Annotated in this window: 13 protein-coding genes; 7 read left to right on the top strand and 6 right to left on the bottom strand. The window is 70.6% G+C overall.

Going from position 1 to position 15,054, the window contains the following annotated elements; genetic code table 11:
• Positions 1-53: 53 nt before the first annotated feature.
• The gene (xdhC, locus tag FMQ63_RS10150) at positions 54-890 is read left to right on the top strand and encodes a xanthine dehydrogenase accessory protein XdhC (protein ID WP_011553194.1); all 837 of its coding nucleotides are present in this window, start codon (positions 54-56) and stop codon (positions 888-890) included.
• The gene (xdhB, locus tag FMQ63_RS10155; protein WP_011553193.1) at positions 887-4,708 is read left to right on the top strand and encodes a xanthine dehydrogenase molybdopterin binding subunit; all 3,822 of its coding nucleotides are present in this window, start codon (positions 887-889) and stop codon (positions 4,706-4,708) included. Before xdhC ends, xdhB begins: the two co-directional genes overlap by 4 nt.
• A 30-nt stretch (positions 4,709-4,738) precedes the next feature.
• On the opposite strand, the gene FMQ63_RS10160 is transcribed toward xdhB, so the two are convergent.
• On the bottom strand, positions 4,739-5,740 hold the full coding sequence (locus FMQ63_RS10160; protein WP_225909231.1) for an AraC family transcriptional regulator: 1,002 nt from the start codon (positions 5,738-5,740) through the stop codon (positions 4,739-4,741).
• Positions 5,741-5,873: 133 nt separating this feature from the next.
• Here FMQ63_RS10160 and FMQ63_RS10165 point away from each other — a divergent pair, with 133 nt between their 5' ends.
• On the top strand, positions 5,874-6,665 hold the full coding sequence (locus FMQ63_RS10165) for a hypothetical protein (protein WP_011553191.1): 792 nt from the start codon (positions 5,874-5,876) through the stop codon (positions 6,663-6,665).
• Positions 6,666-6,669: 4 nt separating this feature from the next.
• Here FMQ63_RS10165 and FMQ63_RS10170 read toward each other — a convergent pair whose 3' ends face one another.
• Positions 6,670-7,476, bottom strand: coding sequence for a hypothetical protein (locus FMQ63_RS10170; RefSeq protein WP_011553190.1), 807 nt, complete (start codon positions 7,474-7,476; stop codon positions 6,670-6,672).
• 253 nt (positions 7,477-7,729) lie between these two features.
• Between FMQ63_RS10170 and FMQ63_RS10175 the strand changes: the two genes are divergently transcribed.
• Positions 7,730-9,013, top strand: a complete 1,284-nt coding sequence (locus tag FMQ63_RS10175) for an endonuclease/exonuclease/phosphatase family protein (RefSeq protein ID WP_011553189.1) — start codon at positions 7,730-7,732, stop codon at positions 9,011-9,013.
• A 45-nt stretch (positions 9,014-9,058) separates the two neighbouring features.
• On the opposite strand, the gene FMQ63_RS10180 is transcribed toward FMQ63_RS10175, so the two are convergent.
• A complete protein-coding gene (locus tag FMQ63_RS10180) occupies positions 9,059-11,359 on the bottom strand; it encodes an SO2930 family diheme c-type cytochrome (RefSeq protein WP_225909230.1) in 2,301 nt (766 codons plus the stop codon).
• A gap of 290 nt (positions 11,360-11,649) precedes the next feature.
• Here FMQ63_RS10180 and FMQ63_RS10185 point away from each other — a divergent pair, with 290 nt between their 5' ends.
• Positions 11,650-12,057 (top strand): hypothetical protein, encoded by a 408-nt coding sequence (locus tag FMQ63_RS10185; RefSeq protein ID WP_011553187.1) that lies wholly within the window; start codon positions 11,650-11,652, stop codon positions 12,055-12,057.
• 33 nt (positions 12,058-12,090) lie between these two features.
• On the opposite strand, the gene FMQ63_RS10190 is transcribed toward FMQ63_RS10185, so the two are convergent.
• Positions 12,091-12,309 carry a hypothetical protein gene (locus FMQ63_RS10190; RefSeq protein WP_020478571.1) on the bottom strand — a complete coding sequence of 73 codons (219 nt, stop codon included), beginning with the start codon at positions 12,307-12,309 and terminating at the stop codon, positions 12,091-12,093.
• A gap of 145 nt (positions 12,310-12,454) precedes the next feature.
• Between FMQ63_RS10190 and FMQ63_RS10195 the strand changes: the two genes are divergently transcribed.
• Together FMQ63_RS10195 and FMQ63_RS10200 are read left to right on the top strand one after the other, a co-directional pair.
• On the top strand, positions 12,455-12,880 hold the full coding sequence (locus FMQ63_RS10195; RefSeq protein ID WP_043612819.1) for a GAF domain-containing protein: 426 nt from the start codon (positions 12,455-12,457) through the stop codon (positions 12,878-12,880).
• On the top strand, positions 12,873-13,577 hold the full coding sequence (locus tag FMQ63_RS10200; RefSeq protein WP_011553183.1) for a TVP38/TMEM64 family protein: 705 nt from the start codon (positions 12,873-12,875) through the stop codon (positions 13,575-13,577). Before FMQ63_RS10195 ends, FMQ63_RS10200 begins: the two co-directional genes overlap by 8 nt.
• A gap of 9 nt (positions 13,578-13,586) precedes the next feature.
• On the opposite strand, the gene FMQ63_RS10205 is transcribed toward FMQ63_RS10200, so the two are convergent.
• Both FMQ63_RS10205 and rdgC read right to left on the bottom strand, forming a co-directional pair.
• Complete coding sequence (locus FMQ63_RS10205; protein ID WP_011553182.1) at positions 13,587-14,276, bottom strand: hypothetical protein; 690 nt, start codon at positions 14,274-14,276, stop codon at positions 13,587-13,589.
• Positions 14,263-14,907, bottom strand: coding sequence for a recombination-associated protein RdgC (gene rdgC, locus FMQ63_RS10210; RefSeq protein WP_011553181.1), 645 nt, complete (start codon positions 14,905-14,907; stop codon positions 14,263-14,265). Before rdgC ends, FMQ63_RS10205 begins: the two co-directional genes overlap by 14 nt.
• Positions 14,908-15,054: the final 147 nt, after the last annotated feature.

Below are 15,054 nucleotides of genomic sequence, written 5' to 3' on the forward strand. Positions count from 1 at the left end.
CCGTTTCATGGACGTGACGTGGGCGGCCCGGCCTGTGGCAGACTCTGCCGACAATGTGGGATTGGACCCGCCAACTGGCGGAGTGGTCGCGGGACGATGTTCCGTTCGCCGTGGCGACCGTGACGGTGTGTCAGGGAAGTACCCCCGCCAAGCCTGGCGCGAAGCTGCTCGTCCGCGCGGACGGGACGTTCCACGGCACCGTGGGCGGTGGCCACCTGGAGCAACTCGTCCTCGCGGACGCCCGCGCCTGCCTGGAGAAAGGGGAACCCCGTGCGTACCGGTATCCGCTGGGCTCGAAGCTCGGCCAATGCTGTGGCGGCGTGGTGGACGTCTTCATGGAGCCGGTGAACCACGGCCCGCGCCTGTATCTCTTCGGCGCCGGCCACGTGGGTCAGGCCCTGTGCCGCACGTTGGACGGCACCCCCTTCCAGGTCCACCTCGTCGACGAGCGCCCCGAATGGGTCCACGGCGAGCGCATCCCCGCCTCGGTCATCCGCCACGAGGAGCCGTGGGACGTCTTCGCCTCGCGCGCTGTCTGGGACGCGCGCCGCACGTACATCGCGGTGATGACGCACCGGCATGACCTGGACCAGGACATCATCGCCTTCGCCTTGGAGAAGCCCGCGCGCTACGTGGGCCTCATTGGAAGCAACACCAAGTGGGCCCGCTTCCGTCAGCGCCTGGAGGCCCGGGGCGCGACGGCGGCGCAGTTGGCCCGCGTGCGCTGCCCCATCGGGCTGGAGATTGGCGGCAAGTCGCCCCAGGAAGTCGCGGTGAGCATCGCCGCCGGACTCCTTCAGCTCCATCACCAGGGCGCAGACACCGAAACTACCGCCGAGGCCCCGCCCTCGGAGACGCCCCGCATGCGCGGGGGCTCGTCAGGAGAATGAGCAATATGTTCGAGTTCCAGCTCAATGGCGCGACGGTCCGCGTCGATGGCGTCTCCCCCAACACCACGCTGCTCGACTTCCTGCGTGCCCGCGGCCTCACTGGCACCAAGCAGGGCTGCGCCGAGGGCGACTGCGGCGCGTGCACCGTGGCCCTGGTGGACCGGGACGCCCAGGGCAACCGGTGCCTGCGCGCCTTCAACGCCTGCATCGCCCTGGTGCCCATGGTGGCCGGCCGTGAGCTGGTGACGGTGGAAGGCGTGGGCAGCTGCGAGAAGCCCCACCCGGTGCAGCAGGCCATGGTGAAGCACTACGGTTCGCAGTGTGGCTTCTGCACGCCGGGCTTCATCGTCTCCATGGCGGAGGCGTACTCCCGAAAGGATGTCTGTACCCCGTCAGCCGTGGCGGACCAGCTCTGTGGCAACCTCTGTCGCTGCACCGGCTACCGCCCCATTCGCGACGCGATGATGGAGGCGCTGGCCCAGCGCGACGAAGGACCGTCGCCTGCCACGGCGATCCCCTCCGCGCCGCTCGGAGGTCCCGCCGAGCCCCTGTCCCCGCTGCGCTACGAGGCCGGTGGACAGACCTTCCTGCGCCCCACGTCGTGGGAGGAGTTGCTCGACCTGCGCGCGAAGCACCCGGAGGCCCACCTGGTGGCGGGCGCCACTGAATTGGGCGTGGACATCACCAAGAAGTCCCGCCGCTACCCCTTCCTCATCTCCACCGAGGGCGTGGAGTCCCTGCGCGCGGTCCGCCGTGGGGAGGATGGCTGGTACGTGGGCGGCGCCGCCTCACTGGTGGCGCTGGAAGAGGCCTTGGGTGACGAGCTGCCCGAGGTGAAGAAGATGCTCAACGTCTTCGCCTCCCGGCAGATTCGCCAGCGCGCCACGCTGGCGGGCAACCTGGTGACCGCGTCGCCCATTGGCGACATGGCGCCGGTGTTGCTCGCCCTGGATGCCTCGCTCGTCCTGGGCTCGGTGCGGGGCGAGCGCACGGTGGCGTTGTCCGACTTCTTCCTCGCCTACCGGAAGACGGCGCTCCAATCGGACGAGGTCGTCCGCCACATCCTCATCCCCCACGCTGCCGTGCCCGAGGGCGGCCGGCGGCTCTCCGACTCCTTCAAGGTGTCCAAGCGGCGCGAGCTGGACATCAGCATCGTCGCCGCGGGCTTCCGCGTGGAGCTGGACGCGGGCGGATTGGTGAAGCTGGCGCGCCTGGGCTACGGCGGCGTCGCGGCCACGCCGGTGCGGGCGCGCCGCGCGGAGGCGGTGCTCACCGGGCAGCCCTGGACGGCCGAGACGGTGGCGCGCGTGCTGCCCGTGCTCGCGGAGGAAATCACGCCCATCAGCGACCTGCGCGGCAGCGCGGAGTACCGGCGGGGACTGGTGGCGGGCCTGCTGGAGAAGTTCTTCTCCGGCTCGCACAGCCCGGCCCTGGACGCCGCGCCGGGCTTCGACGCGGGTGAGGTCCAGGCCCCCGCGGACGCGGGACGCGCGCTGCGGCACGAGAGCGCGCTGGGCCACGTGACGGGCAGCGCGAGGTACGTGGACGACATGGCGCAGAAGCGGCCCATGCTGGAGGTCTGGCCGGTGTGCTCGCCCCATGCGCACGCCCGCATCCTCAAGCGAGATCCCACCGCGGCGCGCAAGGTGCCCGGCGTGGTGAAGGTGCTCATGGCCGAGGACATCCCCGGCATGAACGACACCGGCCCCATCCGCCACGACGAGCCGCTGCTGGCGGACCGCGAGGTGCTCTTCCACGGGCAGATTGTCGCGCTGGTCGTGGGCGAGTCCGTGGAGGCCTGCCGCGCGGGCGCCCGCGCCGTGGAGGTGGAGTACGAGCCCCTGCCCGCCATCCTCACGGTGGAGGACGCCGTGGCGCGGAGCAGCTACCACACCGAGCCGCACGTCATCCGCCGGGGCGACGTGGACGCCGCGCTGGACAGCAGCCCCCACCGCCTGTCGGGCACGCTGGCCATTGGCGGGCAGGAGCACTTCTACCTGGAGACGCAGGCCGCCTTCGCCGAGCGCGGTGACGACGGCGACATCACCGTCGTGTCCTCCACCCAGCACCCGTCCGAGGTACAGGCCATCATCTCCCACGTGCTGCACCTGCCGCGCAGCCGCGTGGTGGTGCAGTCCCCCCGCATGGGCGGCGGCTTCGGCGGAAAGGAGACGCAGGGCAACGCGCCCGCCGCGTTCGTCGCGCTGGCCGCGTGGCACACGGGACGCTCGGTGCGGTGGATGCTGGACCGCGACGTGGACATGGCGGTGACGGGCAAGCGCCACCCGTTCCATACCGCCTATGAGGTGGGCTTCGACGACCAGGGGCGGCTGCTGGCCCTGCGCGTCCAGTTGGTATCCAACGGTGGCTGGTCCCTGGACCTGTCCGAGTCCATCCTGGACCGTGCGCTGTTCCACCTGGACAACGCGTACTACGTGCCGGCGCTGGCGTACTCGGGGCGGGTGGCGAAGACCCACCTCGTCTCCAACACCGCCTTCCGCGGCTTCGGTGGTCCGCAGGGCATGCTGGTGACGGAGGAGGTCCTGGCCCGCGTGGCCCGGGCCGTGGGGCTGCCGGCGGACGAGGTCCGCGAGCGCAACCTCTACCGCGGCACCGGGGAGACGAACACCACGCACTACGGCCAGGAGCTGGAGGACGAGCGAATCCTCCGCGTCTGGGAGGAGCTCAAGAAGTCGTCGGAGTTCGAGCGCCGGCAACGCGACGTGGCGGCGTTCAACGCCCAATCCCCCTTCATCAAGCGGGGACTGGCCATCACCCCGATGAAGTTCGGCATCTCCTTCACCGCCACCTTCCTCAACCAGGCCGGCGCGTTGGTGCACGTGTACCGGGACGGCTCGGTCATGGTGTCCCACGGCGGCACGGAGATGGGCCAGGGCCTGCACACCAAGGTGCTGGGCGTGGTCATGCGCGAACTGGGCGTCACGGTGGACGCCGTGCGGATGGCGAAGACGGCGACGGACAAGGTGCCCAACACCTCCGCCACCGCGGCCTCCAGCGGCTCCGACCTGAACGGCGCCGCCGTGCGGGTGGCCTGCGTCACGCTGCGGGAGCGGCTGGCCCCGGTGGCCGTGCGGCTGATGTCGGACCGGCACGGGCGCAGCGTGACGCCGGATGCCCTGCTGTTCAGCGATGGGAAGGTGGGCCTGCGCGGTGAGCCCGAGCTCTCCTTGTCCTTCGCGGACGTGGTGGAGGCGGCGTACCTGTCCCGGGTGGGCCTGTCCTCGACGGGCTACTACCAGACGCCGGGCATCGGCTACGACAAGGCCAAGGGCCGCGGACGCCCCTTCCTCTACTTCGCCTACGGCGCGGCGGTGTGCGAGGTGGAGGTGGACGGCCACACGGGCATCAAGCGCGTGCTGCGCGTGGACCTGCTGGAGGACGTGGGCGATTCGCTCAACCCCGCCGTGGACCGCGGGCAGATTGAAGGCGGCTTCGTCCAGGGCCTGGGCTGGCTCACAGGCGAGGAGCTTCGCTGGGACGCGAATGGCCGGCTGCTCACGCACTCCGCCAGCACCTACGCGGTGCCGGCCTTCAGCGACGCGCCCATCGACTTCCGGGTGCGGCTGCTGGAGCGGGCGCACCAGCACAACACCATCCACGGCAGCAAGGCCGTGGGCGAGCCCCCCCTGATGCTGGCCATGTCCGCGCGAGAGGCCCTGCGGGAGGCGGTGGCCGCGTTCGGCCAGGCCGGTGGCGACGTGGAGCTGGCCTCCCCCGCCACGCACGAAGCGCTGTTCCTCGCCATCCAGAAGCGGCTGGCGCGCGCGGCGGCGGAGGGCGGGCGCGAGGCGGCCTGAGACGCCGCTCGGATGGACAGCGGTCCAGGCTCAGCGTGGGGCCTGGAGCCGCTCCCTCCGGAAGCCCTCCGGGCTCACCCCCCACCAGCGCTTGAAGGCGCGGTGGAAGGCCACCGGGTCCGCATAGCCGAGGAGGAAGGACACCTCGGCGATGGACATGCGGCGCTGGAGGTAGGACTCGGAAAGCTCTCGGCGCAGGGCTTCGACGATGGCCGCATAGCTCTGCCCCTCGCCCGCGAGCCGCCGCTGGAGCGTCCGCGGCGGCTGCCGCAGGGCCCGGGCAACGGCCACGAAGGAGAAGTCCCCGCCGGCCAGCTCGCGCCGGACCTGTTGCCGGACGCGCTCGGTGGTCGTGGACACGTCCGGCAGCCGCTCCAACGCGCGCTGGGCCTGCCGTTGGAACATGGCGTTGAGCAGCGCGTTCCCGTGGATGAAGGGCCGCTGGGCGTCCTCGTGGGAGAACTCGATGGCGTTGAAGGGAGCGCCGAACTCCAAGGGACACCCGAAGAGCGCCTCGTGCTCGCGGAGGTCCGCGGGCGCGGTGTGGGTGAAGCGCACGACGAGCGGCCGGACGTCCACGCCCGTGAAGGCCCTTACTCCGGTGGCGAACTGCACCAGCGCCGCGTCCACCAGGTGCCGGTGTGCGGGCCGGGGCGCGCCCACGGGTGTGAAGCGCATGCGCACGCCGCGCTCCGTCTCCTCCATCAGGAAGCGCTCTCCGTCTCCCCAGACGCGCTGGTAGCGGCAGCCCCGCTCCATGGCTTCCCGCAGCGTCGCGCAGGTGAGGACGACGAAGGTGGCCGGGTCATCCAGGTCCACCACGTCCACGCGGGCGATGTGCAGCCCCAGGTTGGCGTCCCCGGACAGCTCCGCCGCCCGCTCCAGGAGGCCGTCCAACGCGGCGTAGGGGATTCGCAGCTCCGGGTCGTCCAGGTCCTCCATCCGGAAGCCCGCCTCCCGGCAGAGCGCCTCCACCGGCAGTCCCAGCGTCGCCGCGAGCCGGAGCGCCTGCCGCGCCATTCGCGCGGACAAGGATGGCTCGGAGGATGAAGACAGAGGCGGCTGCGCCACGAACGGGACGCTAATGGCGCGTTGGCGCGGCCAGCAAGCCGTTCTGTCGCCATCCGTCAGTGCGCGGGCGGCGGGGGGCCTGCACGCTTGGACCATGGACGACACACCTTCGCTGCTCCCCCGGCTGCACCTCTTCGAGTTCACGGACCAGACCTGGGTCCCCGACGCGCTGAGAGACTTGGTGACCGACTACCTCCACACCATCAGCACGCGCCTGGGCATCTTCGACGCGGCGACGGAAATCCTGGCGCGCGGGCTGAACGCGGCGCAGGGCCCGGAGCTGGTGGACCTGGGCTCCGGCGGCCGAGGCCCCCTGCCCCGCCTGCGCCAACTGCTCGCGGAGAAGCACGGCATCGACGCGCGCGTGGTGCTCACCGACAAGTTCCCCAACGCCCAGGCCGCCGAGCGGGCGCGGGCAGAGGGCGTGCAGTACCTGGAACGCTCAGTGGACGCGCTCCAGGTTCCGGCGGGCCTGCGGGGCATGCGGACCCTCTTCAACGCCCTGCACCACTTCCGGCCAGACGAGGCCCGCGCGGTGCTCGAGGACGCCCAGGCCCGCGGCGTTCCCATCGCCGCGTTCGAGACGGTACGCCGGACGCCCCCGGCCATCCTGTCCATGTTGCTGGTGCCCCTGCTGGTGCTGCTGTTCACGCCCATGGTGAAGCCGCTGACGCCGCTGCGGCTGCTGCTCACCTACGTGGTGCCGGTGGCGCCGCTCGTCATCTTCTGGGACGGGCTGGTGTCCGCGCTGAGGACGCATCAGCCCGACGAACTCCGGCGGATGACGGAGGCCCTGGCGCGCGAGGGCTACACCTGGGAGGTGGGCGAGGCGAAGGCCCCGGGCAAGGCCGCCATCACGTACGTGCTTGGGCGGCCCACACGCTGAAGCGTCAAGGTGCGTGCAGCAGCATCAGCAGCACGAAGAGGCCGTTGAGGCCCACGCCCACGGACATGTAGTTGCCGCTCGCCCGGGACATGCCAGCCGCGACGTTGACGTGGCCGAAGTACCCCAGGGCCAGTCGCGTGCCCACCTCCGCGCCGACGTTGAAGCCCGGGTCGCGTGATGCGCGTGTCGCCGTGCCCATCATCAACCGACCGTAGGGCACCACCCAGGCATTGACGAAGTGCTGGTAGCCGACGAAGCCGTTGAACTCGGAGATGCCCCGGCTCGTGTAGGCCAGGTTCGAGCCGATGTTGAGTCGCCGTTCCAGGAAGGCCATGGGCTGGATGTTGAGGGCGAGGTCCGCCGTCGGCCGCCAGGCTCCCACCCGGTACTGCATGGCGAAGTCGAAGGCCGGTTTGTCCAGCGCCGGTGCCTCCCTCCGGAGCCTGGCCGCTGCCCGAGCGTGGGCCTCGCCACCGCGCGCGTCGTAGAGGTCCGCGAGCGCCAGGGCGCCCTCCTCACTGTCCGTCTCGTACACCGTGACGAATGGCGCCTCGGCGCCCGCGAGGTTGCCGTCCGCCATGCGCAGGCGCCCCAGGGCCAGGCACCCCCGCGTCGAGCCACCGTCACACGCCTTGGAGAAGGCCGTCTCCGCCTGGCTCCGGTCTCCGTCCTGGAGGAGCTGCTCTCCCCATTCGTTGCACGCCCACAGACTGCCCTTCTCACAGGAGGTGCTTCGGGGCACCACCTGGTGGGTCGTGGCACACGCCACCAGGAGAGGAGCCATCACCGCCAGGAACACCAATCGCCGCATGTCCGGTATTCAACCATAAGTGCGACCGGGCTTCCTCGGTATCCAAGCCCGGGACGGCGCGCCCGGAGGTCTGGCCGCCCTCCATCCGAACGGAGCAGCCCGGCCAGCCCTCCAGTCCCTGGGAGCCCCCTGGTCATGGGGAGGGCGAGCACAGACCTTGAGGGCATCGAGGAGGACCTGTGGCGCCAGTTGCCTTTCACGAAGACACCTTCCGCCCTCAACCCGCGCAGCCGCTTCCGCGGAAGGAGCCCCGATGAAGGTTCCGGAGATGCTGGAGAACCTGCCGGGGGTCGGCCCCCTGATTGGCCGGATTGCGCACGGGCCCGAGGGCGCCCTTCCGCGCCGGGAGACCACCGTGACGCTTCCGGACTTCGCCGCGGTGTCCCTGCCCAATACGGAGCGAGCGCTGGGCGACGGCCGCACGCTGGTGATCCGCAACCCCGCGGTGCGCTCGCCGCGCGGGCCAGGGCTCACGGTGATGACGTACAACATCCTGCTCGGTGGGCACCGCCGCCAGGCGCTGCTGGACTACTTCGACAACCTGGAGGCCCGCGGACGGCTGCCGGACGTGCTGGGCCTGCAGGAGGCCAACGTCCCCATCGCCGTGCTCCTGGCGGAGCGCTACGGCTTCCACCTGGCGTACCAGGGGCATGACGGCGGCCCCGGCGCGCGGCTGATGAACGGAAAGGCCTTCCTCACCCGGCACCCGCTGGTGGACGCGGCGCACTTCACGTACGCCACGCCCGACGCGGAGCGGGACGCGGCCATCATGCGGCGTGGCGGAGACCCCTGCGAGATTCCCGAGGACCGGGGCGCGCTGTACGTGCGCCTGGAGGTGGAGGGTCACCCGGTGGTGCTCTACAACGTGCACCACACCCTGGGCGACTCCGGCATCAACGCCCGCAACCTCCGCCAGCTCAACGCGTTGCTACAGCACCGTGAGGTCATGCACGCGGTGGCGCTGGGCGACTTCAACGCCAACACCGCCATCAAGTCAGGCGGCTCCTGGCTGATGGCCCACCTCCGGACCTACGACGACACCGACACGGTGGAGGAATACGAGGTTCGCTACGGCGAGCCCCACGCCAGCGTGGGGGACGAAGGGGTGGGCAACATCGCCGACCCGCGGTTGCGACACGAGCTCCACGTGCTGGAGCAGAGCCTGCCGGAGACCATCGCCCATGCCACCACCGCACAGGTGCGCCTGCCGGATGGCTCGCTCATGACGCCGAAGCAGGCGTGCGCCGAGCTGCGCTCCGGCCGGGTGCAACGCGGCAGCGAGCAATGGCTGCGGCTCCAGGACATCGCGGACAGCGCCACCCTCACCTCGCTGCCGGATGAGAATGGCGTGGTGCCCGCGACGGGCAAGCGCTTCGACAACCTCTACGCCAGCCCTGGACTGGTCCCCCGCCTCTTCGAGGTGGACCGCAGCACCGAGTCCTCCGACCACCAACCCGTGGTGGCGCACTACGACGTGCGGACGCCAGGGTTGAAGGACGGCAAGCCCGCCCCCGGCACCGTCCAGCGGCCCACCTGAGGCGCCAGTCTCGCACAGATGCTGGCGCCCCCGTCCCGCGAGGCCTCAGGGACCCGTGGGACACGCGGGCAGGGACGTAATCCACGCGTCCACGAGCCCCGTGCCCTCTTTGTCCTTCACCGCGCTTGCCAACGGCGGCATGCGTGGCGTCGACAGCGAGTGCATGCGCCGCGACAGGACCGACTTCGACGGGTCTCCCGGCGCGACCACCATCGCTCCGGGCACGCCCAGCTCACCGTGGTCTGGCGCCACACCACAAATCTTCGTTGCGGCGAGCGGCGTGGAAAAGCGCAGGTCCAACTCACCGCGGCCCAGGCCATTGGGCCGGTGACAGACGGCGCAGTTGGCGTGCAGGTAGGCCCGCGCGCGCGTCTCCACGGGCTCCGGTCCGGCGTAGGCAGGCATCCGGGGCAATTGCTCCACCGGGGCCGGCAATTTCAGTACGCCAATATGCTCCAGGGTCTGGAGTTGCGACGCGATGCGCCCGCCCGGGTATGTGTAATCCCCGTTGAGCTGCGCGACCTCCAGGCCCAGCACGAAGCCCGCGGCGGCGGTGTGACACTGCATGCATTCCCCCCGGCTGGGGTACGTCCACGTCTGCGTCCCCACCGTCTTCACCTTGCCCGTCTCCAGCAACGTCGCGTCGGTACCCGCGTCATTCCACTCGTAGGTGTAGCCCGCCCAGATGCCGTCCGGATGGCGCATGAAGAGGCGCGTCTCCACGCGCTTCCCGCCCAGGAGGAACGTCTTCACCGTCACGGTGCCGGGGGGCGCGTCCAGCACGCCCTCCGGCCCCACCGTCATCACCGCCCCGTCTGGCACACCGATGAACCGCTCCTTCCCCGCGCCGTCCGACCACAGCGGGGCATTCACGCCGTACGGGATGAGGCCCGCCGAGGGGAGGTTCGGGTTCGTCGGGTCCGCGCAGCCCGTGGCCGACAGCAGTGTGGGGAACGCCTCGCCCCCCGGCGCGGGGGGCAGAGACGCGTGGATGCTGTGCAGTCCTCCCCCCGCGAAGTCCACCACCAGCAGCTCGCCGTCGTTGAGCTCGGCGAACGAGGAGATGCTGAGCGCCGTGGTGACGAGCAATTGGGGCGCCGCGGCGGCACCGGGAAGGGCGTCACCCGGCAGCGTCCAGATGCGGCCCGAGCCGAAGTCGCCAAAGATGTACTTGCCCGCGAGCGACGGTACGGCGGTGCCGCGGTACACGTAGCCTCCGGTGACGGAGACACCTTCTGCGCGGCCATAGACGGCCACGGGCGGCGTCAGCCCGGTGGTGCGGCAGCCGCCACCACGCGCGCACTCGGTTCCTTCCAGGATGCTCCAGCCGTAATTGCCTCCCAGCTCGACGCGGTTGATTTCCTCGAGGAGCTTTTCGCCCACGTCGCCCAGCCAGAGTGCGCCCGTGCTCCGGTCGAAGCTCCAGCGCCACGGGTTGCGGAAGCCGGTGGCGTAGATTTCCTTCCGCCCGCCGGCGGTGGCGTAGGGGTTGGTGGGCGGAATGGCATAGGGCCGCGCGCTGTCCACGTCGAGCCGCAGCATCTTCCCCAGCAGGAGCTCCGGATTCTGGGCCGTCCGGTTCGGGTCTACGCGTCCGCCACCGTCACCGAAGGCGAAGTAGAGGAAGCCATCCGGTCCGAACGCGAGGTGGCCGCCGTTGTGGAAGGAGAAGGGCTGGTCCTGTTCGAGCACGACCTCCGCGCTCGCCGGGTCCAGGGTGGCCCCGCCATCCGGGCTGCGGTAGCGGACGATGGACGAGCGTAGACTGCCCATGGCGTTGTTTCCGACATAGGAGAGAAACACCTGGCCATTGGTGGCGAACGCCGGATGGAAGGCCATCCCGAGCAAGCCCGTCTCATCATGCTCCACGTTCACCTGCCCGGAGATGTCGACGAACACGGAGCTGACGGGCGGCGTGGCGTCCTTGTCGAACACGCGCACCCGTCCCCCTCGCTCCACCACGTAGATGCGGCGGCTGTCCCCCGGCGCCTGGAGGGCGAACAAGGGCTGGGTGAAGCTCAGCTCCGGGAATGCGCGCGAGATGGTGGCCCCCGCGGGGTCCGGGGGCCGGGGAGGCGCTACGCACGTAGGGTTCGCGGGACGCACGTCGAGCCCGAAGAGCCCCAGGGAATCCGGGCCCCCACCATCTGGCGCCGTCGGAGCGCTCCCGTCTCCGTCCGTACCCGGCTCCCCTTCCGGTGAGGGGTCGGTGATTTCAACTTCGTCCCCTGGGCGACCGGAACCGTCACCCGAAGCGCCAGGACATGCGAGCGAAATGCCGAGCAAGCTCATAGCGAGCGCCACCACGCCCAGCAGCATCAGGACAGACGATCGTCGTTGTTTCATGGCGATGCTGTGGTGGTTCGGGAAGGCGCGGAACGCCAGGGGCCGGACCGCACGTCCAAGGCGTCCTCTGCTGGATGCCGGACCGCGTGGGTGACAGTCGTCGTGAAGTGGGCCCGCGCATCGTTCCTGCGACGTCGCGCCCCGGACGCGGCGCGCCATCCGACAATCTTCCCGCATAAGGCAGGCGGCGGAACGACCCCTTCCCTTGCCGCATTGCCCCAGGGCGGACGGCCGGGCGGGAGCCGGCCTCACCGCGCATAAGCCCCTAGATTGCTCGGACAGGAGGCCTCATGAAGACAGGCATTGGGGCGACATCCCGATTCTTTCGTCCGTTCACGGGCGCTGCGCTCACCGCCGTGCTCGGCCTCGTGGGAGTGCCAGCGGCCGCGGCCGCCCAGGGCGTCGTGCCTCAGGTGTCCTGCTACCAGCGCGCGACCGACGGCGGACTCGACGACGCCTTGGCCACGCAACTCTGCCGCGGCGCTCGGTCATCCACGCCCGCCGACTGCTTCGTGCGCGCCCAGGATGAAGGCTCACTCACGCAAAGCCAGGCCGTCCAACTGTGTCAGTTCGCCGCGCCCGACGAAGACCCCGCGGCTTGTTACATCCAGGCCCGGAAGCAGACCTTCACGGCCCCAACGCGCGTGTTGCAGTTATGCCAGCCCGCGGTCCAGACCTGTCCCGGCAACGTGGAGTGAGCCGGCACGGCTCGTTTCCCCGGCAGCAGCAACTCACGCTGACGCGTGAGGTCCACCGGCTTCACCAGGTGCTCGTCGAAGCCCGCCTCCAGCGCGGGCCGTCTCGCGCATGACCTGGGCCCGGGCTTCGCGCTGAGACGCCGCGAAGCGGTTCACCGCCCCCGCCCCGAAGAGCACGAGCGGCACCAGCAGGCCGAGCGCGAGCAACCCGAGATAGAACCTGCGACCTTCCAGCGGAGCATCGCGCCGCATCCTGCACGGGCGGGAGGACGAGTCGCCCTCCAGTACATGGAAGTGACGTGGGCTGAACAGTCTCGCGGAGGATGGGTTCGAACGTCGACTCGAGGCCGGGGCGCGTTGACTGCGGGCGAAGCCGGGGCGCACAGTTTTGCGCGCCATGAATGAAAAGAGCGCGTCCTACCAGTCGTGGCTGGAGTCGTTCGCCAGCGAGCACGGAGCCACCGCGGGCACCGTCCACCTTCAGCGGGGAGACGACCTCTTCCTCGTGGCTGCCCTCAACATCCCGCCGCCGTTGATGGCGGCCGTCCAGCACGTGCCACACGGCAAGGGGATGGCGGGGCTCGCCCAGGTGCGCAAGCAACCCGTGCAGACGTGCAACCTGAAGGAGGACACGTCCAGCGACATCAAGCCCGGCGCGAAGGCGGTGGACGCGCGCGCGGCGGTGGCGATTCCAGTGCTCGATGCGACAGGCCGTGTGCGCGCGGTGGTGGGCATCGCCTTCACCGAGGAAGGCTCGCTGGCCGCTGAGCGCGAGACGTCCCTGATGGCCGCCGCGTCCCGGCTCCCCATCGCGGATGGCTGAGCCCACGCCGGGCCTGACGGCGGCGGGCGAAGGCCGGCTGTCCGGTCGCGCCATCATGGGCTGGGCGGCCTTCAGCGGGCTGCTGCTGGCCTCCATCCTGGTGCCCTTCGCCTGGTTCGGGGACAGCCTGGAGGCGGCGTCCGGACACTTCCTGGCCACGCAGCCACCCTCCTGGCAGGTGGCGCTGCTGCTCGGGGGACTGCTGGCCGGTGATGCCGTGCTGCCGGTGCCCTCCAGCCTGGTGGGCACCGCCGCAGGGGGACTGCTGGGCTTCTGGGGCGGCGCGGCCACATCCTGGCTGGGGATGATGGCGGGCTGTGTGGTGGGCTATTGCCTGGGCGCGCGGGCCGGAACGGCGGCGCTGCGGCGCATGGCGGGTGACGCCGAGTTGGGCCGCCTGACCCGCGCCGCCGAAAGGATGGGGCCCTGGTTCCTGCTCGCCTTCCGCGCGGTGCCGGTGCTGGCGGAGACGTCCGTGCTCTTCGCGGGAACCAGCCGCATGCGCCCCCGGACGTTCCTCACCGTGAGCGCCCTGGCCAACCTGGGCGTGTCGGTGACCTATGCCGCGCTGGGCGCCAGCGCCGCGCGGATGGAGTCGTTCCTGCTGCTCTTCGCGGGCATGGTGTTGCTGCCCGGCCTGGCGCTGGCCTGGATGCGGCGAAGGACACCACCGCATCCGGACCCGGCGACACGCTAGACGGCCCGCTCAGCTCCGCGCCGTGCGAGCGTCACGGCCCCGGGCGCGGGCCGCCTTGGCGAGCGCGTCCGCGCCCTGCTCGTCGCCGCGCATCCACTCCTTCATCGCGGGGACGACCGTCTTGCTCCAACCCTTGCTGGCGCGCACGGACAGGTAGTCCTGCACCAGCGCGTCCACCATGGCGGCCAGTTGCTCCATCAGCAAGAGCCGCTCGGAGAGCTGGTCATCCTCCTCCTCGCTCATCAGCGCCGGCAGCTTGCCCGCGCGAATGTCGAGGAACTCGGAGTCCACCGTGGCCTCGAACTCCCTCTCGCCCTGGGTGAAGCGCAGGCGGGCCTGGGCCACCAACAGCCCGCGGTCCAGCGAGTGCTTCACCTGCTCGGAGTACGGCGCCAGGGTGCCCTTGGCGCTCATCTCCGTCACCTCACCGGACACGCCGCGCAGCACCACCCGGCCCATGAAGAGGACACTGACGCCTTCACCCTCCACCTCGACGAGCGGCCCGCCGGCCTCGGTGCGCCACAGGAGCCACGTGAGGAACTCGCGGCCCAGATAGGCGCGGCCACGCAGCAACTGATCTTGCGCTTTGCCCTTTTCGACTTCGGCCTCGTCCTTCGTCTCCTCGGTGGCGCCGCCGTCCACGCCGACATCACCGCGCATGAAGGCCGCTTCGGCCCGCGCCTCGTCACGCCTCGCCATGTGCCACCTCCGCCGTCGCCGGCAGGTCCATGCCAATCAGCTCCGTGGTGGGCCCCAGCAGGGACTCGTCGATGCCCGCCGTCTGCGCCATGGCCGACGGCGTCATGCCGAAGAACTTCACGTTCAGCCCGCCCTCCAGCGCGACGGTGATTTCATCCACCACCTTGCGCGACGCGGACCAGATCTGCACCTGCTGCGTCTTCAGGTTCCAGCTCACGTCCACCGTCGACGTGCGGGGCGTGGCGCGGGTGCGCAGCATCTGGCGGATTTCACCGCGGCTCTGCGTCTTCTCGCCCCGGCTGGGCGGGCGGCCATTCTCCTTCTCGAAGGCGGCGGCCCACTTCGCCAGCTCCGCCTTGAGCGCCGCGGCCGGCACCTTGATGGTGTCGATGCGGAAGGCGAATAGGGCGTACTCGCCGTAATAGAGACGGCCGGCGGAGAACTCGCTGGACTCCTCGTTCTCCAGCTCCACGAAGCCGACGGCGCGCTCTTCTTCGGAGCGGCGGTCGATGGGCTCGAACGCGTGCGCCTTGAGGCCGCGCGTCAGCCAGCGTTTGACATCCGAAGGCGCTTCCTTCGCCGGTTCGACCCGGAAGCGCGACAGCGTGACAGCACCACGAAGGACAGGCATGGGGCGCGGCAGGATGGGGCGCGAGCGCCGTGCCGTCAAGGCACTCGATGTGGCTGGCGGCGCCTTCCTCGTGGCCGCGCTCCCTTTCCAGGCGGCCAGTCCCCGGCCGAATGACAGGGCCGCCCCACGGCGGTAGCGTGGCGGGCG

Source organism: Myxococcus sp. CA005 (assembly GCF_006518205.1).
Lineage (GTDB): Bacteria > Myxococcota > Myxococcia > Myxococcales > Myxococcaceae > Myxococcus > Myxococcus xanthus.

Excerpts from the sequence above, each read along its gene's own strand:
- xdhC (WP_011553194.1), top strand. The coding sequence starts at position 54 with ATGTGGGATTGGACCCGCCAACTGGCGGAGTGGTCGCGGGACGATGTT.
- xdhB (WP_011553193.1), top strand. The coding sequence starts at position 887 with ATGAGCAATATGTTCGAGTTCCAGCTCAATGGCGCGACGGTCCGCGTC.
- FMQ63_RS10165 (WP_011553191.1), top strand. The coding sequence starts at position 5,874 with ATGGACGACACACCTTCGCTGCTCCCCCGGCTGCACCTCTTCGAGTTC.
- FMQ63_RS10170 (WP_011553190.1), bottom strand. The coding sequence starts at position 7,476 with ATGCGGCGATTGGTGTTCCTGGCGGTGATGGCTCCTCTCCTGGTGGCG.
- FMQ63_RS10175 (WP_011553189.1), top strand. The coding sequence starts at position 7,730 with ATGAAGGTTCCGGAGATGCTGGAGAACCTGCCGGGGGTCGGCCCCCTG.
- FMQ63_RS10180 (WP_225909230.1), bottom strand. The coding sequence starts at position 11,359 with ATGAAACAACGACGATCGTCTGTCCTGATGCTGCTGGGCGTGGTGGCG.
- FMQ63_RS10185 (WP_011553187.1), top strand. The coding sequence starts at position 11,650 with ATGAAGACAGGCATTGGGGCGACATCCCGATTCTTTCGTCCGTTCACG.
- FMQ63_RS10190 (WP_020478571.1), bottom strand. The coding sequence starts at position 12,309 with ATGCGGCGCGATGCTCCGCTGGAAGGTCGCAGGTTCTATCTCGGGTTG.
- FMQ63_RS10195 (WP_043612819.1), top strand. The coding sequence starts at position 12,455 with ATGAATGAAAAGAGCGCGTCCTACCAGTCGTGGCTGGAGTCGTTCGCC.
- FMQ63_RS10200 (WP_011553183.1), top strand. The coding sequence starts at position 12,873 with ATGGCTGAGCCCACGCCGGGCCTGACGGCGGCGGGCGAAGGCCGGCTG.
- FMQ63_RS10205 (WP_011553182.1), bottom strand. The coding sequence starts at position 14,276 with ATGGCGAGGCGTGACGAGGCGCGGGCCGAAGCGGCCTTCATGCGCGGT.
- rdgC (WP_011553181.1), bottom strand. The coding sequence starts at position 14,907 with ATGCCTGTCCTTCGTGGTGCTGTCACGCTGTCGCGCTTCCGGGTCGAA.